At 57.8% G+C, this 19,068-nt stretch carries 18 protein-coding genes and 1 pseudogene; 8 read left to right on the top strand and 11 right to left on the bottom strand.

Going from position 1 to position 19,068, the window contains the following annotated elements:
• Positions 1-76: 76 nt before the first annotated feature.
• Complete coding sequence (locus F591_RS0103605) at positions 77-520, bottom strand: VOC family protein (protein WP_019533218.1); 444 nt, start codon at positions 518-520, stop codon at positions 77-79.
• Positions 521-627: 107 nt separating this feature from the next.
• Positions 628-1,026: pseudogene (locus F591_RS27310) on the bottom strand (DUF3231 family protein); the annotation flags it as partial.
• Here F591_RS27310 and F591_RS0103595 point away from each other — a divergent pair.
• The 5 genes from F591_RS0103595 (at position 983) to F591_RS31180 (ending at position 6,973) form a co-directional block, all read left to right on the top strand.
• A complete protein-coding gene (locus F591_RS0103595) occupies positions 983-1,606 on the top strand; it encodes an ATP-dependent Clp protease proteolytic subunit (RefSeq protein ID WP_051109089.1) in 624 nt (207 codons plus the stop codon). The pseudogene F591_RS27310 and the gene F591_RS0103595 overlap by 44 nt on opposite strands.
• 162 nt (positions 1,607-1,768) lie before the next feature.
• Complete coding sequence (locus tag F591_RS0103590) at positions 1,769-2,830, top strand: FUSC family protein (RefSeq protein ID WP_019533215.1); 1,062 nt, start codon at positions 1,769-1,771, stop codon at positions 2,828-2,830.
• A gap of 288 nt (positions 2,831-3,118) precedes the next feature.
• A complete protein-coding gene (locus tag F591_RS0103585; RefSeq protein ID WP_019533214.1) occupies positions 3,119-3,583 on the top strand; it encodes a C40 family peptidase in 465 nt (154 codons plus the stop codon).
• 535 nt (positions 3,584-4,118) lie between these two features.
• On the top strand, positions 4,119-5,609 hold the full coding sequence (araA, locus tag F591_RS0103580; protein WP_019533213.1) for an L-arabinose isomerase: 1,491 nt from the start codon (positions 4,119-4,121) through the stop codon (positions 5,607-5,609).
• A 1,109-nt stretch (positions 5,610-6,718) separates the two neighbouring features.
• Complete coding sequence (locus F591_RS31180) at positions 6,719-6,973, top strand: hypothetical protein (protein ID WP_156829436.1); 255 nt, start codon at positions 6,719-6,721, stop codon at positions 6,971-6,973.
• 263 nt (positions 6,974-7,236) lie between these two features.
• Here the strand turns inward: F591_RS31180 and F591_RS0103575 are convergent, their stop codons facing one another.
• The gene (locus tag F591_RS0103575; RefSeq protein WP_019533212.1) at positions 7,237-8,103 is read right to left on the bottom strand and encodes a helix-turn-helix transcriptional regulator; all 867 of its coding nucleotides are present in this window, start codon (positions 8,101-8,103) and stop codon (positions 7,237-7,239) included.
• Positions 8,104-8,231: 128 nt separating this feature from the next.
• Here F591_RS0103575 and F591_RS0103570 point away from each other — a divergent pair, with 128 nt between their 5' ends.
• Together F591_RS0103570 and F591_RS0103565 are read left to right on the top strand one after the other, a co-directional pair.
• Positions 8,232-9,740: a glycoside hydrolase family 28 protein gene (locus F591_RS0103570; protein WP_019533211.1), complete on the top strand. Its 1,509-nt coding sequence runs from the start codon at positions 8,232-8,234 to the stop codon at positions 9,738-9,740.
• Positions 9,741-10,054: 314 nt separating this feature from the next.
• A complete protein-coding gene (locus F591_RS0103565; RefSeq protein ID WP_026326350.1) occupies positions 10,055-10,576 on the top strand; it encodes a hemerythrin domain-containing protein in 522 nt (173 codons plus the stop codon).
• Between the two features lie 675 nt (positions 10,577-11,251).
• On the opposite strand, the gene F591_RS29420 is transcribed toward F591_RS0103565, so the two are convergent.
• From F591_RS29420 to F591_RS0103540, 4 genes are all read right to left on the bottom strand, one after another.
• On the bottom strand, positions 11,252-11,635 hold the full coding sequence (locus F591_RS29420) for a hypothetical protein (RefSeq protein WP_156829435.1): 384 nt from the start codon (positions 11,633-11,635) through the stop codon (positions 11,252-11,254).
• A 163-nt stretch (positions 11,636-11,798) separates the two neighbouring features.
• Complete coding sequence (locus F591_RS31175; RefSeq protein ID WP_156829434.1) at positions 11,799-12,038, bottom strand: hypothetical protein; 240 nt, start codon at positions 12,036-12,038, stop codon at positions 11,799-11,801.
• A gap of 289 nt (positions 12,039-12,327) precedes the next feature.
• A complete protein-coding gene (locus F591_RS29410) occupies positions 12,328-14,283 on the bottom strand; it encodes an ATP-binding cassette domain-containing protein (protein ID WP_019533207.1) in 1,956 nt (651 codons plus the stop codon).
• The gene (locus F591_RS0103540) at positions 14,274-15,128 is read right to left on the bottom strand and encodes an ATP-binding cassette domain-containing protein (protein WP_019533206.1); all 855 of its coding nucleotides are present in this window, start codon (positions 15,126-15,128) and stop codon (positions 14,274-14,276) included. Before F591_RS0103540 ends, F591_RS29410 begins: the two co-directional genes overlap by 10 nt.
• 114 nt (positions 15,129-15,242) lie before the next feature.
• Here F591_RS0103540 and F591_RS0103535 point away from each other — a divergent pair, with 114 nt between their 5' ends.
• Positions 15,243-15,842, top strand: a complete 600-nt coding sequence (locus tag F591_RS0103535) for a biotin transporter BioY (protein WP_019533205.1) — start codon at positions 15,243-15,245, stop codon at positions 15,840-15,842.
• 276 nt (positions 15,843-16,118) lie between these two features.
• On the opposite strand, the gene F591_RS0103530 is transcribed toward F591_RS0103535, so the two are convergent.
• From F591_RS0103530 to F591_RS0103515, 4 genes are all read right to left on the bottom strand, one after another.
• Complete coding sequence (locus tag F591_RS0103530) at positions 16,119-17,108, bottom strand: glycerophosphodiester phosphodiesterase family protein (protein WP_019533204.1); 990 nt, start codon at positions 17,106-17,108, stop codon at positions 16,119-16,121.
• On the bottom strand, positions 17,101-17,685 hold the full coding sequence (locus F591_RS0103525) for a TetR/AcrR family transcriptional regulator (protein ID WP_019533203.1): 585 nt from the start codon (positions 17,683-17,685) through the stop codon (positions 17,101-17,103). The genes F591_RS0103530 and F591_RS0103525 overlap by 8 nt, the downstream gene beginning before the upstream one ends.
• Positions 17,686-17,806: 121 nt before the next feature.
• On the bottom strand, positions 17,807-17,992 hold the full coding sequence (locus F591_RS0103520; protein WP_019533202.1) for a hypothetical protein: 186 nt from the start codon (positions 17,990-17,992) through the stop codon (positions 17,807-17,809).
• A 106-nt stretch (positions 17,993-18,098) separates the two neighbouring features.
• Positions 18,099-19,040, bottom strand: a complete 942-nt coding sequence (locus F591_RS0103515) for an aldo/keto reductase family protein (RefSeq protein WP_019533201.1) — start codon at positions 19,038-19,040, stop codon at positions 18,099-18,101.
• Positions 19,041-19,068 lie beyond the last annotated feature (28 nt).

The following is a 19,068-nucleotide window of genomic DNA, read 5'->3' as shown; positions in this document are numbered from 1 at the left end:
CCCGGCCCGCTGCTTGCCCATCTGCGGCCGAACAGAACCGGTTAGCGCCGTGATCTCTTCACTCAGGAATACAGCATCACAGCATTATGCCCTGCGGAACATCGGTAACGACGGTAATGTTCACTCCGAATTTGTCCGTTACATTGCCGAACAGCGGGCTGAAGGGCATTTCGCATAGTGGGCATATCGTTTGCCCACCCTGCTGCAGCGCCTCGAACACCTGCCGGGTTCTGTCTGGTTCTGGAGAGGTGATGCAGAGGGTCACCTGGCTGCCCGATTGCCAAGGCTGGCCATGGCTGGGCAGACAATCGGACAGCATGAGCTCCGTATCGCCGATCTTCAGCATGGCATGGGCGACAAGATCCCTAGCCTCGGGCGGAAGCGGCATGTTCGGGTTTGGCGGCAAGTCGCCGTAAGCCTGGATGCCGATCACTTCAGCTCCCAAAGCCTGCTCGTAAAACCGAATCGCTTCGCGGGCGTTGCCGTTCATCATCAAGTAAGGACAAATTCGCAGAGACATCACTTCAGCTCCTTTGGGGGTTGTTCAAGTTAATCATAGCGCCAAAGAAGTGGTCGTATTTCTTACGGATTGCGGAAAATGTGTTTGTCGCGTATTGCCCCTCAAGCTCACACTTCTACGAGCTCGGGCCGTTTCAACTGCAGCGGAGGCGGAACAAGCCAGCCTTTCTTCTTGCTCATGCGCAAAATTTGCAGCCCTTGCGCGGCTTTCGTCGCGTGATATTTGGCGAACAGCGCGGCGATATCCTCGCGGATAGAGGTGCCCATAATTTGGCTGCATGCCATGAGACTAATCGATACGTCCGCGGCGATCATCGGAGCGATCTCCTGATCGGTGAGACGAGCGCCGGCCGGAATATCCTCCAGCCTGGCCTCGGGCCTTTGCGGCAGCGCCGGGAACGGCACGAACCCGTGCTCCGTGAGCAGAGCGTCGCATTCAGCAGCTTCCAACTCCGCCTGCTGGATGAGATCCTGCAGCATATGCTTCAAATCTTTGTCGCCGGCATGTGTGCCTGTCGTTGTTGAGCAAAGCGGCCGCGGCGAGCGGTCCTACGATATTTACTCGCGGCTGTTGAAGGACCGGATTATTTTCCTGGGCACGGCCATTGACGATGCGACGGCGAACGCCATCATCGCGCAGATGCTGTTCCTCGCGGCGGATGATCCGGACAAAGACATTCATTTGTACATCAATTGTCCGGGCGGCTCCACAACGGCCGGCTTCGCCATCTACGATACGATGCAGTTCATCAAGCCGGACGTAGCGACCATCTGCGTCGGATCGGCCGCCTCCTTCGGGGCGGTGCTGCTCGCCGCAGGCGCGCCGGGCAAGCGCGCCGCGCTGCCGAACGCGGAGGTGATGATCCACCAGCCGTGGGTCGGAGGCGGAGGCATTAAAGGCCAGGCGTCGGATATCGCCATACACGCTGCCAACATCATCAAGACGCGGGACAAAGTCAACGAGCTGCTTGCCGCCCGCTGCCGCCAGCCGATCGAGAAGATCGCCCGGGATACGGACCGCGATTATTATATGACCGCGGAAGAAGCGGCGGCCTACGGGCTGATCGACCGGGTCATCGTCCAATGACCGGCATCCCGACATATACGGGTTGATACCGACTGCAAGAGCTCCCCGGCTATAGCTGCCGCTCGGGAGCTTTCGAGCTTCTGAGCGATTATGCGCTTTGCAAATCCCTTTCATCCCGTGTAAGATAAATTCGAGATCGGACATCCAGATGGAGGGATTGTTTTGGTATTCGGCGCCAGAATGCTGAAAACGGGGATGGCGGTCACCCTCTCCTTGTACATCAGCGTGCTTTTGGAATTTACGCCGCCGGTGATCGCGGCGGTTGCGGCTATCTTTGCGATGCAGCCGTCCATCTATCGCTCTTGGCGGTATTTCCTCGACCAGCTGCAGACGAACACGATGGGCGCGGCGCTGGCAATGGCGGGGGGAGCCCTACTGTCCAACGAACCGTTCGCGATCGGATTGGTGTGCATCGTCGTCATCATGATCTGCATGAAATTGAAGATGGAAGAAACGGTAGGCTTGACGCTGGTCACCGTAATTTCCGTCATGGAGGCTTCGGGCGACTGGGGGTTTGCGCTGAACCGCTTTGTTCTCAGCATCATCGGCATCGTATCGGCATTTTTGATTAATATTATCTTTTTCCCGCCAAATCCGCGCAAGCAGTTCGTCAAGCAGATCGAATCGGTGTTCGCCCGCATGTCGCTGCTGCTGCGAACCGTCATCTCTAATGAAATGAAGGAAAAAGTGTTCCGGGACGAAAAGGAGGCGCTGGAGAACGCGCTCAAATCGCTCGGGGATAAATTCAAGCTGCTGGAGGAAGAGCTGAAAAAGCTGAAGCGGGGCAAGCTTGGCCATACCCGGCAGCTAGTCGTATACCGGCAAATGCTGCTGACGCTGGGCAAAGGGATGGAGGTGCTGGATGCAGCCGAACGGCATTACTTTCAGGCGAAGCGGCCGCTTGGGACCGATCAGCTGTTTGATCAGCATCTCGAGCATCTGATCAAGTTCCACGAGCGCATCCTGCTAAAGTATGAAAATAAGCTGAAGCCGGACCCCGATGAGGCGAAGCGGGTAGAGGAAAGCAATGAGCGGTTCATGCAGCAGTCCAGATCGGTGGAAGCGGCCTCGGACAAGAGTCATTCCCGCCTTATCATCGTCGCCGCGGCGATGTACGATTACGGCTACCAAATGCTGCGGCTGGACAAGCTGATCGAGCGGTATCGTAAAACGGCGGACAAGCCGAAAGCGAACGGCGGCCTTTTTGCCGGAAGGCTGCAATGAAAGCGACATGAAACGAACTGAAACGAACCTTAAAAACATTAAAATTAGCTTAAAAAAGGCCGAAATCATAAGGATTTCGGTCTTTTTTTGCACATGCTTTTTTATGAAAACCAGGGCCAATTTTTTCCTCGGCAATACAAGAAAATCCTTGTCGTTATGGGCTTTTCCATCTGATGGTTATTTGAAAACAGGGCTTTGCCACAAATTGGAGGGTTATGATGCCAGTTCTCGTATGCTACCATTTTTAATGTCCCGCCGAGAAAACTATAAACGAAAGGAAGTTGATCCATGATTCGGAAAACGATGCTATCTTTGGTCATGTGCCTATTTGCTTTCACAGCTATCATTTCCCCTTCGGCGTTTGCTTATTCGGCTTCGAAGGCGAATGCCATTATTAAGACGGGCGAACGTTACCTGGGCACGCCATACCAATTTGGCGCCAAGTACGGCCAGACGAGAACGTTCGACTGCTCCAGCTTCACCAAAACGGTTTTTGCCAAAAACGGCATCACCTTGCCGCGGGTATCCAGAGACCAGGCTAAGGTAGGAACTACGGTATCGATCAAAAACCTCAAAAAAGGCGATCTCGTCTTTTTCAAATCGGCCGGTTCTTCCTCCAACCGCATTACCCATGTCGCCATTTACGCCGGCAACGACAAGCTGCTGCACACTTACGGCAAGGGCGGAGTGAAATATACTTCCTTCAGCGGCTACTGGAAAGGAAGATTCGTGAAGGCTAAGCGGGTACTGTAACGGTTTTTGGTTTTGCAATCTTTTTCCCCAAGTTGGAGCCATGCAGCCAGGAGCTGCCGCTCCTTTTTTTTGTCTATGTCTGATCCCCAGTCGCTCCGCTGCCCCCACGCTTTCCGATCCCGCTTTGTGGATTTGCTGCGAAAACGACCATGCTGGCGCGCATGTCGATCGCAAAAATCCGTCGGTTTTTGTCCCATCTGCTATACACCTGTATATACGAATGAGTTAGATGATTTGTTGCTGGGAGTTTCAACCTGAAAATATGGCCGCGGTGCGGTAACCCCATAACGCGCCAGCCGCCCGATCGTCGCAGCAAGAAGCTCAAGCCTCGGCAGGCGGTGAGAGATTCGCGTCCACTCCTAACGCAGAAATGGATTGAAAAATCAACAAGGCCGGAGTACAATGGAATCAATATTGTACGTACAAATTCGTACCGAATTTTTGTTCGACTGCTGTATAATCCGCTTTCATTCGTTTTATGTACGTACAATAAAGAAGGCGTTGATTTTTATTTCCCGACCAAGGAGGAGTTTTCATGCAATTATCCAGATCGTACGAGTTTTGGTTCGTTACCGGCAGTCAGCATTTGTACGGACCTGAGGCGCTGCAGGAGGTGGAGCAGCATTCGCGGCAAATGGTCGAAGCGCTGAACCGGTCCGGAGGGCTGTCCTTCTCGCTGGTGTTCAAGGAAGTGCTGACGACGCCCGACGCCATTCGCAGGCTGTGCGTCGAAGCGAATGCGGAAGACCGCTGCGCCGGGATCGTCACCTGGATGCATACGTTCTCCCCGGCCAAAATGTGGATCGCCGGACTCGCTGAGCTGCGCAAACCGCTGCTGCATCTGCATACCCAGTATAACCGGGACATTCCGTGGGATACGATCGATATGGATTTCATGAATTTGAATCAGGCTGCCCACGGCGATCGCGAGTACGGCTTCATCGGCGCCAGAATGGGCGTGCCGCGCAAAGTGGTCGTCGGCTATTGGGAGGATGCCGGCGTGCAGTCGCGCATCGGCGGCTGGATGCGCACGGCGGTCGCCTTCACGGAGAGCCGCCAGCTCAAGATCGCCCGCTTCGGCGACAACATGAGGCAGGTTGCTGTGACGGAGGGGGACAAGGTCGAAGCGCAAATCAAGTTCGGTTGGTCGATTAATGGCTACGGCATCGGCGATTTGGCGGTGCGCATCAACGACATTGCGGAATCGGATGTGAACCGTCTCTTCGACGAATACTGCGAGCGTTACGAGCTGGCTCCGGAGGCCAGGGCGGCCGGTCCGGTCAAGGACGCGATCCTGGAGCAGGCGCGCATCGAGCTTGGAATGAAAGCGTTTCTCGAAGAGGGCGGCTTCGGCGCATTCACGACGACCTTCGAGGATCTGCACGGCGTGAAGCAGCTTCCCGGCCTCGCGGTTCAGCGGCTCATGGAGCAGGGGTACGGCTTCGGCGGGGAAGGGGACTGGAAGACGGCGGCGCTGGTGCGCACGATGAAGGTCATTGCCAACAATGTCGGCACGTCGTTCATGGAAGACTATACGTATCATCTTGAGCCGGGCAACGAGCTCATTCTCGGGGCGCACATGCTGGAGGTATGTCCGACCATCGCGGCTACGAAGCCGCGCATCGAGGTGCATCCGCTGTCGATCGGCGGCAAGGCAGACCCGGCCCGTATGATCTTCGACGGCCGTTCCGGGCGAGCGGTCAACGCCTCACTCGTCGATATGGGCGGACGATTCCGCCTGATCGTGAACACGGTCAACGCGGTGCAGCCGGAGCAGGCGATGCCGAAGCTGCCGGTTGCCCGCGTGCTGTGGAAGCCCGAGCCGTCGCTGAGCGAATCGGCGGAAGCCTGGATTTATGCTGGCGGTGCGCATCATACCGTCTTCTCGTATGTGGTCACCGTCGAGCAATTGATTGATTGGGCCGAGATGACGGGCATCGAGTGCGTTATCATCGACAAGAACACCTCGATCCCATCGCTGCGCAACGAGCTGAGATGGAGCGAGATCTACTGGAGAAACCGCTGAGGCGCCGGGAAGCGGGATAGAAGCGGCAGGAGCCGTCCCTTATGGTCATGAAGCTGGCCTGATCGGGATGGCTTCTTTTTTTAAATATCAGAAGTCCTTTTATTCATCGGGCGTCTCCTGCGGTATTGAAAAATTGATACAACAAAAACGGGGGGGATAAGCCCTATTTGCGGCTCAATGTTGCACAACGTACAACATTTTAGGCCACGTTCCCGGGGGTGAACCCCTTTTATTCCAAATTGTTGCATAACGCGGAGTTCGCATGCTGAAGCAGAGTCCGAACGCTGATATGGAGCTCGCACGCTAAAAGCGGGCTTCAGGGGCCGTCGGCTGAGCATTTCCGACGCAGCAAAGTGTGGATGTGCACAATAAAGGGCCATACCGAAGGCAAGGTTTTCTCCGCGCTGCCGGAAAAGTTTGGCTTCGATAAAGCGTAAATAGTGTCAAATCGAGGTGAGGCATTCCGTGCCAGGCAAAACTGCTGCGCAAGCGCAGCCCCGCTTATCTGGTGAATGTGCTTCGATCGAGACTTCTCTTCATGCTCGTTAGTAATGCTCGCTAGCCTAGGGTGCTGTTTTGCCGGGCAGACCTAGTACTCCGCAACCCCAGAAATGAATGAAAAATGCTTATCCAACCGATATATCCAATAAAAGGATAAGAAAGGATAACACTTAGAACAGCTGACCAATAAAAGGAAAGTAGCCGGGTCGCTCGTCCCAGTAGCGGCATAATCCTAATTTCTCAGGTTCGACTGGTCAAGGATTAGGAAAACTTGAAGGGATGGAGATAAACGTATCTCAAAAAGGGCTCGATATCGTTAAAAACCATATTTCCACATTTGATTCATACGCTCCAAATCAAGCAATGATACAACGATTAGAAGATGCTTTACAAAGTGGCAGACCACTGACAGGAGCAGAAGCAAGCTTTTAGATGCATGAAGTTTCTGAGTTTACAAAAATGAGAAAAGGTATGAGTTACGATACTGCTCATGCATCTGCAATACAGAAATATAATGTTTCACCATTTAGTGTGTATCATCCCGATGTTATAAAATCCATGCCGGGAGAATTTAATTCTTCATGGTTTAAGTTTTGGGGGTTAGATAAATGAATGTAGTGTTTGATTTAGGGAAATTTAGAAAGGCAGTATTGTGGAAAGATGAATTTCCACCACTTCCTAATGAGGCAGACGATGAGTTGGAAACTACATTGCAATTAAGTAAACCAGTAGTTTCTGAAAATAAGAAACTAGCACTGGAGTTGAAGTTGCCAAGGAATAGTTCGTATTACGCATTACTGGGGGTAGAATATATACCAAATCAAACCTCAGAAGTGAAAAGATGGGAAGATGTTGGGCCCTAACCTTACAGTCTTCCTATTCGTCTATTTACGACACGCCTCTCCTTATGGTTGTCGGCTGATGTTATATTCACCACCGCCAATCTCACCTCCTTCTCTCCGACACTCTACATAACAAATAACCGTCCATCTTCCGTCAACGGAAGTGAGCGGCGACACGATGCTAACTTTTCTTGATCGGATATGTTCATCATGCTCGGGCCATCCTTCCTTCATTTCTTTTTTGAGCTTGAGAAGGTCATTCGCTGACGGTCATAGGCGGGCCGTTACTCGGGTTCGCGGCTGCCCAGCTCCTTTTTGCGGTAGCGGAGGGGAGAGGTGCCGGTCATTTTTTTGAACGTCGTATGAAAATGGGAGACGTGCGAGAAGCCGAGATCCTCGGCGATCATGGCGATCTTCTCGTTCGTCTCGCGCAGCCGCCGCTGCGCTTCCTTAATGCGGAGCACGAGCAAATATTCGCGAAAATGAAAGCCGGTCAGCTTTTTGAAAATGCGGCTCAAATACGACGGGCTGATGAAAAACCGGGCGGCCACCTGTTCCAGCGTCAAATCCTCGGTAAAATGGCTGTTCAAATAGACGGCGATTTCCGATACCTTCCGGTGCATTGGATGCTCGAACGTCTCCGGCTCGTCGTTCTCCTGCACGCTGCGGCGATAAATACGCACGAGAAGTCGCACGAGCGCAGCCTTCACGCATAGCTCCCACCCTTCCCGCATCTCCTTGCATTCCTCGATCATTTCCTGCAGCAGCAGTTGAATTTCTTCCTGCTCGCGCAGCGGGAACCGAAGCAGCCGCGAGCCCGGGACGAATGGCAGCAAGGGCATGTCCGGCGGCCAGCTGTCGGGCTCGGCGAATTCGCGATGAAAGCTGAGCAAAATGCGCTGATACGCCGGCTCGTCCGCGCTGGTCGTCCGATGAAGATCGTATGGATTGATGACGATCAGATCGCCGGGCCGAACCGTATAAACCCTGTCGTTCATGAAATAAATGCGCTCGCCCTGCAGCAGGTAAAAAATTTCGTAATACGGATGCATATGATAATCCCGCATGGCGTAAGGGGTTTGCTGCTCCAAATATTGTATTTTAAAACTGTGCTCGCCTGGGCCGTAGATCGGCCATAACGTCTTCGACATGCACCATTTCGCCTCCTTCAGAGCAAAAGAATGAAATTTTCGCGTAAACTGGTCATCTTCTTGCAAAGATTTTATCAGATTTATGCCTTACCATGAAGAGAGCGTTTAAACTGAAGGAGTAGATGACTATGTTTACCGAGACAACGAATGCGAACGAAAGGCCGTTTCCATCGATGCCGGAGGTCAAGCTGCCGGAGATTCCGGAACGGCGCTTTGTGATTACCGAGTACGGCGCTGTCGGAGACGGCGTTACGATGAATACAGATGCGATTGCCGCCGCGATCGAGGCTTGCGCGAGTGCCGGAGGGGGCAAGGTCATCATCCCTGCCGGACTGTGGCTAACCGGCCCGATTCGGCTGAAAAGCCGGATCAATCTGCACGCTGAAAAAGGCGCTCTTGTCGTGTTCAGCAAAAATCCCGAAGATTATCCGCTCATGCGCTCGCATTGGGAAGGCCGCGAAAGCGTCAGGGCGACGCCGCCAATCCTCGGCGAAGGGCTGGAGCATGTAGCGATTACCGGCGAAGGCGTATTCGACGGCAGCGGCGACGCCTGGCGGCCGGTGAAGGATTGGAAGATGACGGAGGGGCAGTGGAAGGCGCTCGTTAGCTCGGGCGGAGTCGTCGATCCCGAGACGAACATTTGGTGGCCGGACGAGGGAGCGATGAAAGGGGCGTGCGCGGTTGCCGCCCTCGACGCGAACCCTGCGGCGAAGCTGGACGATTACGCTCCGTATCGCACGTTTTTGCGTCCCGTGCTTGTCAGCCTGAGGGAATGCCGGTACGTGCTGCTGGAAGGGCCGACCTTCCAGAACTCGCCGGGCTGGAACCTTCATCCGTGGGCTTGCGAGCATGTGACGGTGCGCCGGGTATCTGTGCGCAATCCGTGGTATTCGCAGAACGGGGACGGCCTCGATCTCGAATCATGCCGCTATGCGCTGATCGAGGATTGCGTGTTCGATGTCGGGGACGACGCGATCTGCATGAAGTCGGGCAAAGACGAGGAGGGGCGCCGCTTCGGCAAACCGGTCGAGTATGTGACTGTCCGCGGCTGTACGGTGTATCACGGCCACGGCGGCTTTGTCATCGGCAGCGAAATGTCCGGCGGGGCGCGCAACATAATCGTCGAGGACTGCTCGTTCATCGGAACGGACGTCGGCCTGCGCTTCAAGAGCACGCGCGGCCGCGGAGGCGTCGTCGAAAATATCGTCATCCGCGGCATTCGGATGAAGGATATCGCCGGTGCAGCCATCAGCTTCAATATGTATTACGGGCTGGAGGAGGAGGACAGCGCGCCGGTTCCGGTCACGGAGGAGACGCCGAGCTTTCGCGGCATCCGGATGGAGGACATTTACTGCATCGGCGCGAAGCAGGCTGTTGAGCTGAAGGGGCTGCCGGAGATGCCGATCCGCGATATCGAATGCCGCCGCATGGCGATTGCCGCGGACAGCGGCGTGCAGTGCACGTACGGCAGCGATATCCGCTTCAGCGACGTCGCAATCGCTCCGAAGGCAGGGGCGGCCTGGACGGTGCAGCACAGCAGCGGAGTCGTCTTAAGCCGCTGCCGTGGCGAGGGCGGAGCCGGCCGGCTATTGCAGGAGCCGGATGGGACGGCGAGCCGTGTCGTCGTGGAGGATTGAGCAAAGAGCCGCGCGAGCCGCTTTGTAAGCGGGCTCGTTGTCCAGAGCCGGGCATGAAGTCGGACGGAACGTGAAAGCGGAGCCGTCTAAAGCCGCACGCCGCGGCGAGGGCGGAGCCGACCGGCTATTGCAGGAGCCGGATGGGACGGCAAGCCGTGTCGTCGCTGAAGACCGAGCACGTACGCAGCCGCGATTGTGTCGATTCGTCGACATCTCCGGAAGCTGTGACCGAATTTACATCTCCGCCGCTAGAGGCCGTTCTACAATGGGATCATAAGCACGAGCGACTTGATCATGCATGGGAGGTAACATTCATGAGCAAAGCTTGGATCACTAGTATAGACGGAAAAAATGAGGCGGAGGACGAATTCGGAACGGCTTACGCGAGACTAAAGGCAGAGCATGAACGGCTGTTGGGCCTGCTGACGGCGATCCGCGTTGCCGCGGAACGGCGGACAGGTGAGGGCGGTTCCGAATGCAGCGAGCAGGAGCTGTTGCAGCTGCGGGACGAGCTGATCGAATTTTTGCACAAGCTCGACGAGCATGCCGGATGGCAGAAGCGGGAGCTGTTTCCGTGGCTGGAGACGTATTGCAATGCACGGATGGTCCCTTCGATCCAGCCCTCGATCTGGGTGATGCAGAAGGACCGCGAGCTGGCCGAACTGTTCGTCCGCTCCTTCCTGAAATGCGTAGACAGCCACGATAAGCAAGGACAGCCGCAGATCAGCGAATGCCTCGCGCATCTGGTTCAGGCCTGCCGCATGCTGCAGGAGCATTTGAGCGTGGAGGAAGAGGTCGTCTTCCCGATGGCGGAGCAATTGCAGTGGCTGCATTGATGGTTCTTCAGGGTGAAACTTGCAACAGGGCGGTCTGCGGGCCGAAGGATGTTGGGAAGTGGGGGAAGCCCGGCAATATCGCCCATCGTATTCTCGCATCGGCGCGATAAAGGGAAGGCGAGCTTCGGCCACGCCTTCCCTTTGTCAACGTTACAGAGGTGCGGCATCAATCGGCGGTTCCCGAACCTCGAGTTAGCGTTCGCCCTCCGCAATAACGTCCGCAATCCGCGATAACGTCCGGGCTCCGCAATAACGTCCGCAATCCGCGATAACGTCCGGGCTCCGCAATAACGTCCGGGTTCCGCAATAACGTCCGGACTCCGCAATAACGTCCGGGCTCCGCAATAACGTCCGGACTCCGCAATAACGTCCGGGCTCCGCAATAACGTCCGGACTCCGCAATAACCGCGTTAGCGCTGCCCCTCCCCGGGCGCATGAGGCGACGAATCCTGCAAAAAATACAACATTTTCCGTATCCTTTGTACATGAGTTGGGGAAATGTTGTATTTCGTGCAACAATTTAGGTGCGATTGGCTTCAAATCAAGGCGCATCGCCCCAAATGTTGCACATTCTACAACATTGAGCCGCAAATGCCGCTAATCCCCCCATTTTTGTTGTACAAAATACAAGATTTGCTATCTTGAAAATAGCGCTTGGTGCGCCGCGGCACATTTTCACCATCTGATGGTGCCGCGCAAGGCGGCATGGGGGTCTATCTTGAAAATTCGAAGCGTTTTGGGCCATGAGGGAGTCTTCGCGCCTGCCTCCTCCGATGCCGCCAGCGGCATGCGGCGAAAACGCAGCCCCCAGAGCGCTCCGACGGCCAGCAGCGCCAGCGACAGGCCGAATATCCAGGGGGACAGGCTCATGTACGATACCCCGGTAAGCAGCACCGCCGTGGCAACAAGCGGCTCGACCAGGTTCCAGACGGCTACGGTGCCGAAGCCCCGCAGCACGGACATAGCCATAAAGCGATTGGCGAAGTTCCGGTCCTTGTCTGCAAAATGCTTGCCGAGCATCCGATGCAACAGGGGGGAGCGAAGAACAGAAACAGGCATAGCAAGTAGCTGACAACGAGCGAGCGCGCATACAGATGTCCCACATGCCCTTTGCGACGGACGTTGAGCCAACGGCTCATATGCCGGTCGTAGCCGCCGATCCGGATGACGTGGTTTACAAAAGGCAGCATGTACAGCAGCGAGATCAGCATGACATTGGACGTCATGAGATAGGCAGAGCCCGGAGCGGGATGCCCGTCCAGACCATACAGGCAATACCCGCTGCGATGAACAGCGAGCCGACAATCTGGAACATTTTTTTCGCGTCATGCAGCGAGACAGCCAGGGACCGGATGGACAATGTCCCGACGGCAGGTGTCGTCCAGCCCCAGCCTGTAAGCATGCCAAGCAAGTAGCAGACCACGAGCAAGGTGTAAAGTATCGTTCTGAATGCAGTCATCATGAAGATGCATTTTATACAGATGGCGAGGCGCTTGCAACGCTGCAGGGACAAGAAAAGAGCCGATTTTTCAGGGATGACGGCGGTAAAAGGGAAAATGCCGGGCTGTGGGCTTTATTTTGCAGGACGATGAGGAGGGGAGTGTGGCGGTGGCGGGCAAGCTGAAGTTGCTCTCTGCCGGAGAAGAACGAGCCGTTGAATTCGCGGCGATTGGAGAGGAAGCGGGGGCGCTGGCCCCCGTTTTCTGTTTGCTGTTACTGCAACTGCCAGGCAATTGTCAAAAAGCCGCATTTTATGTCAGCAGAGCGCGCAGCCATAGCAGCACGCCGAACCCGGTGAGCCCGGCGGCCGCGGCCAAGCTGTCGCTGCGCGTCCACTGCAGCCGTATTGGGGGATGCGCCCCCGTCCCGCCGCCGGCCTGCTTGAGCTGCATCGCTGTGACCATCTCTTCCGCGCGGTAAAACAGCGAGAGCAGCAGCGGCACGACCAGCGCGGGAACGTCGCGCATCCGGACGCTGCCGGGGCGAAGCGGGGCTTTGCCGCGAGCCCGCACGATGGCGGAAAACCGCTGCCATTCGCGGATGATGAGCGGGATAAAGCGAAACAGCGTCGATACGGCCAGCACGAACGAATCGACCGGCAGCCGCAGCTTTTGGCCGAACTGCAAAGCCCAATACAAGCCCTGGGCCAGGCTGCCGTACGGCGTCGTGACAGTCAGCCAGTAGCTGGCCATGGCGACAAGAAAGAGGCGGGTGACGTTCAGTCCGGTCGCGAGCGCCTTGTCCGCTGCAAAGCCGACTGCGGACACATCCCCCGTGCCGGGCCATTGCAAGCCTGCCAGGCCGACCGATACGAGCAGAAACGGCAAATACAGGACGGCGACCTTGGAGCCGCCGCGAACTGCTGAGCGCGGCGCGCCAAGGAAGGCGGCGAGGAGGGCGACGGCGGCGGCCGCCATGCCGGCCCAGCGATCCTGCAGCATGACGCCGGCCACGAGTGCGGCATAGACCAGCCATTTGGCCCGCGGATCGATCCGGTGCCAATACGGCTTCGCCCGACCGCCGTCCGCAGCGAACGCAGGAAGCGCCAACTCGGCCGCCGCAGCCGCGTCGGAAGCCATAGGCGCGAACCCGGCCGCCGCCGCCGCGACGGAAGCCGGGAGCGTGGCCTCGGCCGCCGCCGCATCGGACACCGGCGCCGGAATAGCGCCGCCTGCGGGCGCGCTAGGCCCCGCCCCCTTGAAGGAAACGGCGCCTGAAGCCTTCGCTGTCGCGCTGGCCGCGGCCGCGGAGCGAATCGCCAAGGTAGCTCCAAGCGGCGGCGCCTTGAGGCTCGCCTCCAGGAGGCGGTGCCGCGCTTTGTAGCCACTAGCGCCCCCGTTGTCCGGGGAAGAGCGCTCCGCGAGCCGGGCGCGAATCGCTCCGGCGATCGCCTCGGCCGTCGCTTCCGGCGTAAGGAGATCGCCGGCGATGTGCAATCCGGAGCAGCCTAGCGCTTGGGCGACTTTGACACAGCCCGGCAATCCGACGCCGGCAGCCGTGAGCCGCTCCGGCATGCGGCACAGCTCGGCTGGTGTCCCGTCGAAGACGATGGCGCCTTTGGCCAGCAGCAGCACCCGGTCGGCGAGCGGAAAGAACGTGTCCAGATCGTGCGTCGCGATCACAATTCCTCCGCCCGGAGAAACTTTCGCGCGCAGCAGCTGGATCAGCTCGCTAGACGCCGTCGACGCAAGGCCTGCTGTCGGCTCGTCCAGCAGTAGCCAGTCCGGCGCCGCTGCGAACGTCGTCGCCAAAGCAAGCCGGCGCTTCTCTCCGCCGCTCAAGGCGAACGGCGAGCGGTCTGGACCGAGAACGCCGCCGGGGTCCAGCTCGTCGCAGGACGCGCGAACGCGCCGCTCCCGCTCGCTGTGATCGAGGGCGTAAGGACGGAGCGAGTAGGCGAACTCCTCCCGAATGCTGCGGGCGAAGAGCTGCTGCTCGGGAAATTGAAAGATAAGTCCGAGGCGCAGCAAATGCTCTTTGGCAACGCGATGCTTGCGCCACAATGGCTGACCGTCGAGGAGAACGTTGCCCGACGACGGTTCGCGAAGGCAGGCGAGCGTCTGCAGCAGCGTCGTTTTGCCGGAGCCGGTGCGGCCGATCAGCAGCGTAATCGTGCCATCGTTCAGCGTCAAATTCGTATGCTTTAATAATGGGGCGTTCAAGCCGCCGGCCGGCAGCACCTGAACCCCTTGCAAGGTTAACGGCATAATTTCGCAAGCGCCTCCCCCAGCTCCGATTCATTCAGAGGAAGCGGCTCCAGCCGAACTCCCCGGCGCAGCAGCTCCCCGGCCGTCCGCACCACGAACGGCGGCTCGAGCCCGATCCCGCAGCAGGGCGGATGGGCCGCAGCACGGCCGGCATCCTCCTGAGCTTGTCCATCTCCATAGAAAAATTCCCTCGGCTTTCCATCAAACTGCACTGCTCCGTCGCGGAAGGCGATGATGCGGTCGGCTGCCGCCGTCTCTTCCAGGCGGTGTGTGATCCATATCAGGGAGGTGCCGCTGTGATGAACTCGGCATGCCGCGTCCATAACGGCTTCTCTGGCAGCCGGATCGAGCATCGCCGTCGGTTCGTCCAGCACGAGCACGTCCGGATCGGAAGCCAGCGCGACGGCAATATTGACGAGCTGTTTTTGTCCGCCCGACAATGTGCTCAGCTCGCGATCGGGCTCCAGAGGCAAGCCGACGGCCTGCAAAGACCTTCGGCACAGCGCGTGCAGCGCTTCCCGCGGCATACCCGCTGCCGATGGCACTGAAGCGAATTCCTCCTCAATCGTATCGCCGACGAACTGCACATCCGGCGATTGCAGGACGCCCCGCGCCGTCAGATGCTCCGCCCGGACCAGCTGGCCAGAGGAGAGCGGACACAGTCCGAGCAGCACGCCGGCCAGCGTGCTTTTGCCGCTGCCGTTCGGTCCCGTTACCGCAATCCATTCCCCAGGCAGAACGTCGAGGGAGACGCCGGACCATACCGTGCGGCGGGCGTCGCCGCCAGTCGGATACACGACGGACGCGCCCTGCAAAGAGTAAAGAATAGAAGAATTGTGCTGCATCAGAAAAAAATCCTTTCGTCTGATCAGAAGGTTGTGCTATAATCCCGATTGTCAACCATATAAATTCGTTATCGGTTGACAATTATACAATATCAGAAATGGGAGAGGCAGACAATGAAAAAATTTACGCTTCAAGGCATCGTATTTAGCGCGCTGATGGCGGCGCTGCTGGTGCTGTTCAGCTATGTGAGCATTCCGCTCGGCTTCACTCCGGTTCCCGTTACGCTTTCCACGCTCGCCGTCATGCTGGCAGGAGGGCTGCTCGGAGCGAGATACGGTTTTCTGAGCATGGCGCTGATCATCGTGCTGACGGCCGTCGGTTTGCCGATGGTGCGCGGTATGGGAGGCTTTGCGGTTCTGCTTGGCCCGACGGGCGGGTACATATGGATGTGGCCGTTTGCCGCTCTGCTCATCGGCCTTGTGTTGCCGAGGATCAAGATGCGGGGGGCTGCCGGTAATATTGCCGCGTTCTTCGTTATCATGCTGTTCGGCTCGCTGCTGTTGTACGTGACAGGTGTTCCGTGGCTGGCGCATGTCACCGGCATTTCCTTATCTAAAGCGATGGTGGGCGGGTTCTATCCGTACTTACTCGGCGATGCCCTCAAGGCCGCGCTGGCGACAGTCATCATCGCTTCCGTAAGACAGGTGTTTCCGCCGGAACGGCTGACGGGGAGCGGCTCGCGTCCGGTTTCGCCAGGCTCTCGCGCCAGCTGACGGCTTTCGTTTGCAGCGGCTAGCTCGGGCGCCTGACAGGCGATCAAGGATAGCACCGGGTCGTCGGCTCGGAATGCCCGCACCCGCCGCCCCGCTATTGTGAGGCGCAAGCTAGCCAAGGCCTTGCCGGAAGCGCCGCCGTCTCTGTCGGCCAAGGCATCCGCTGCGCCGCTGGCTTCCGCCCTGGCAGCGCCTGCGCGGGTCTGCGCGGGCCCGGCACTGGCGCGAGGCCGCAGCCTCCGCAATCCCCCGCCGATTTGCCGGGGGATTGCTCCGTCACTCCGCTCGCCTATATAACGGAGCGATCCGGTCGATCCGGTTCGTCCAGATCCCGCCAGTGTAGCCTTCCGGCAGACGCTCAATATCTTCCGGCGTATCGAACCCGCTTGAGAAGCCGCTGCCGTCTCCGCCGACGACGATGACGCGCGTATTCGCTTCGTTCATGCGGCCAACCAGCCGATGCGGCCAGCCCCATAGGAAGGGAGCGAGCTTCTCGGGAATGTGCAGCTGCGTATGTTGACAGGCTGAAGGGACGTAGCCCGTCCATCCGACAGCTTCGTAGGCGAGCAGGCAGCGCTTCAGCGTCGCTTTGGACATGACGCGCAGCTCAGGCAGCCGCGCCTTCAGCGCATCGATCGGCTCATCGCCGCCGTATACGGTGAGCTGCTGCAATCGCGGCTCCGGCAGCCCGCCGAGCACCCGCGCAAGCTGCTCGCCCTCCTGGCGGTCATTGCTCTTGATATGCAGCAGCAGCGCCTGATTGGGAAAACGGTCCAGCACTTCCTCCAGCGATGGCATCAACCCGACGCCTTTGCCGCGAAAAGGGTACGTTCGGCCGCCATCAGCCGTATAACCGTACCCGATATCCGCTTCTTTCAGCTGCGCCATGGTGTAATCGGTCGTTTTGCCGGTCAAATTCGTGCGGCAATCCAACGTCCAATCGTGAAAAACAGCGAACGCCCCGTCCTTCGTCGGCTTCACGTCGAGCTCGACGATATCCGCTCCCGCTTCGAAAGCCGCCTCCATGGACGGAATCGTATTTTCCAAATAGGAATGCTCCGGTTCATGCATCCGTTCGGCCGTGCACGTATCGTTCTCTACGCCTTCCAGCGGGAACGTTTGCGCCAGCCCCCGATGGGCGAGCAGCAGCGGCCCGCCGCTTTCCGTCCGCGCCAGCCAAGCGCTGTTGTTCAAATAGACGACAGCAATAACCGCGATAAGCACGATCGTCATCTTGCTTTTCAGCAGTTTTGCGAGTCTACGCATCGGCGAGTCCTTCCCATACCAGCTCCAACTGCCGCCGCAGCGTTTCCACGATCTCGGCTTCGTTCAGGCTAGAGGCGTGGCGGATCAGCGTATGGACAAAAATGCCCGACAGCACCGAGGCGCACAGCCTCGCATCCCAGCGGCCGCGAAGACTGCCGTCGTCCCTGGCCTCCTGAATCATGTCCGTCAGCGCGTCCTCGAGCAGGGCAAGGTTGGCTCCCCCTTCAGGCGACTCAACGGCTGCCTTCATCGTTTCCGCCAAGGCAAGGCGCAGCAGCTCGGCATGGCGCCAATACATCGCGACGAGATCCTGAAAAACATGCAGCACCCGATCCTTGATCGCGCCTTCCCGATGCCGCCGAACGATGTCGCCCATCAGGCCCGTGTACGAGTCGGCCAAATGCAGCAGCACATGTTCTTTTTTCGGAAAATAGTTGAAAAAAGTTCCTTTGGCAATGCCGCTTTGACAAGCAATCTCCTCGACCGTGACGCGGTCGTAGCCTTTTTGCTTGAACAGCTCGATCGCGCTGCGGACGATATTCTCTTTGACGCTCTGTTTGCGGGCTTCCCTGGACATGACATGCACCTCCAACAATAAAAATGACCACGGTCATTTATGACCATGGTCATCATTATACGTGAAGCTCGAACCGAGGACAACCATAAGATACAGGAGATTTAAACCGGGCCGGCGCCCTTCACCGTTTTCGCGCCAGCAGCCTGCCGATCCAGCCGGCCAGCTCCGAGGCGAGGACGATTACGGCAAGCGAAGCGAGCGCGTACGGGACGATCAGCGGGACTGCCCGAATATCGTGTACGTTGACGATGTGCAAAAACAACGGGTACATCAGCAGCAGCGCGACGAATACGATGGTTTTGACCATAGGCAGGCTCCGTTCTCATGCAAAATATAGTGATCATTGTAGCGCGCGGCGTCCCGGCATTCAAGTCAAAAGCCCGGATTCCTTATGATGGAACCGGGCTTTTCCATTAACCTTCCAAAATCAGCTCAATTGCATCCAGCGTATCCTGCGACAAGGCGATGTCCGAAGCGGCGCAATTTTCGACCACCTGCTCCGGCCGGCTGGCGCCGATGAGCGCGCTGGCGACGTTGTCCTGCCGCAAAATCCAGGCCAGCGCCAGCTGCGACAGCTTGATGCCGAGCTCCGCGGCGATGCCCTCCAGCTTTTCGACCTTGATCAGCTTGCTTTCGTTAAGCTGCGTCTCGGTCCAGCTTTTGCTGGAAGCGCGGCTGTCGGCAGGGATCGCCTGACCTCTGCGGTATTTGCCGGTCAGAATGCCTTGCGCAAGCGGGGAAAAGACAACTTGTCCGATGCCTTTGGCCAGACCGAGCGGGATGATTTCTTTTTCGATATAGCGGTTGAACATGTTGTAGACCGGCTGATTGACGACAATGCGGTCCAGCAAATATTTGTCGGCCAGGCCGAGCGCTTCCGTCATCTGCGCCGCCGTCCACTCGCTGACCCCGACGTACAGCACCTTGCCGGCGCGGACGAGATCGTCCAGCGCGCGCAGCGTCTCCTCGAGCGGCGTGTCCGGATCGTAGCGGTGACAGTAGTAAATATCGACATAGTCTGTGCCGAGCCGCTTCAGGCTGGCGTGACATTGCTCCATAATATGCTTGCGGGACAGCCCGCGGTCGTTCGGACCGTCGCCCATCGGCCAGAACACCTTCGTGGCGAGCACGTACGATTCCCGCGGATACGCGGCGAGCGCTTTGCCCATGACCCGCTCGGCCTCGCCTCTCTCGTACACATTCGCCGTATCAAAAAAATTGACACCCAGCTCGTACGCCTGCTCGATCGAACGGACCGACCGGTCGTCGTCGACATAGCCGCCGTACGTCATCCAACTGCCCAAGCTGATTTCGCTAACCTTCAGACCGCTGCGGCCCAATCTCCGATACTTCATGGTTACGACCTCCCGTCAGCTGTAGAGA

It is taken from the genome of Paenibacillus ginsengihumi DSM 21568 (assembly GCF_000380965.1).
In the GTDB taxonomy this organism is placed as follows: Bacteria; Bacillota; Bacilli; order Paenibacillales; family NBRC-103111; genus Paenibacillus_G; species Paenibacillus_G ginsengihumi.
The sequence above is the reverse complement of the archived record's forward strand: the minus strand, read 5'-3'. Positions and strand labels throughout refer to the sequence as shown.

Excerpts from the sequence above, each read along its gene's own strand:
- F591_RS0103570 (WP_019533211.1), top strand. The coding sequence starts at position 8,232 with ATGTTTACCGAGACAACGAATGCGAACGAAAGGCCGTTTCCATCGATG.
- F591_RS29410 (WP_019533207.1), bottom strand. The coding sequence starts at position 14,283 with ATGCCGTTAACCTTGCAAGGGGTTCAGGTGCTGCCGGCCGGCGGCTTG.
- F591_RS31175 (WP_156829434.1), bottom strand. The coding sequence starts at position 12,038 with ATGATGACTGCATTCAGAACGATACTTTACACCTTGCTCGTGGTCTGC.
- F591_RS0103585 (WP_019533214.1), top strand. The coding sequence starts at position 3,119 with ATGATTCGGAAAACGATGCTATCTTTGGTCATGTGCCTATTTGCTTTC.
- araA (WP_019533213.1), top strand. The coding sequence starts at position 4,119 with ATGCAATTATCCAGATCGTACGAGTTTTGGTTCGTTACCGGCAGTCAG.
- F591_RS0103605 (WP_019533218.1), bottom strand. The coding sequence starts at position 520 with ATGTCTCTGCGAATTTGTCCTTACTTGATGATGAACGGCAACGCCCGC.
- F591_RS0103520 (WP_019533202.1), bottom strand. The coding sequence starts at position 17,992 with ATGGTCAAAACCATCGTATTCGTCGCGCTGCTGCTGATGTACCCGTTG.
- F591_RS0103525 (WP_019533203.1), bottom strand. The coding sequence starts at position 17,685 with ATGTCCAGGGAAGCCCGCAAACAGAGCGTCAAAGAGAATATCGTCCGC.
- F591_RS0103565 (WP_026326350.1), top strand. The coding sequence starts at position 10,055 with ATGAGCAAAGCTTGGATCACTAGTATAGACGGAAAAAATGAGGCGGAG.
- F591_RS31180 (WP_156829436.1), top strand. The coding sequence starts at position 6,719 with ATGAATGTAGTGTTTGATTTAGGGAAATTTAGAAAGGCAGTATTGTGG.
- F591_RS0103515 (WP_019533201.1), bottom strand. The coding sequence starts at position 19,040 with ATGAAGTATCGGAGATTGGGCCGCAGCGGTCTGAAGGTTAGCGAAATC.
- F591_RS29420 (WP_156829435.1), bottom strand. The coding sequence starts at position 11,635 with ATGCCTGTTTCTGTTCTTCGCTCCCCCCTGTTGCATCGGATGCTCGGC.
- F591_RS0103540 (WP_019533206.1), bottom strand. The coding sequence starts at position 15,128 with ATGCAGCACAATTCTTCTATTCTTTACTCTTTGCAGGGCGCGTCCGTC.
- F591_RS0103595 (WP_051109089.1), top strand. The coding sequence starts at position 983 with ATGAGATCCTGCAGCATATGCTTCAAATCTTTGTCGCCGGCATGTGTG.
- F591_RS0103535 (WP_019533205.1), top strand. The coding sequence starts at position 15,243 with ATGAAAAAATTTACGCTTCAAGGCATCGTATTTAGCGCGCTGATGGCG.
- F591_RS0103530 (WP_019533204.1), bottom strand. The coding sequence starts at position 17,108 with ATGCGTAGACTCGCAAAACTGCTGAAAAGCAAGATGACGATCGTGCTT.
- F591_RS0103575 (WP_019533212.1), bottom strand. The coding sequence starts at position 8,103 with ATGTCGAAGACGTTATGGCCGATCTACGGCCCAGGCGAGCACAGTTTT.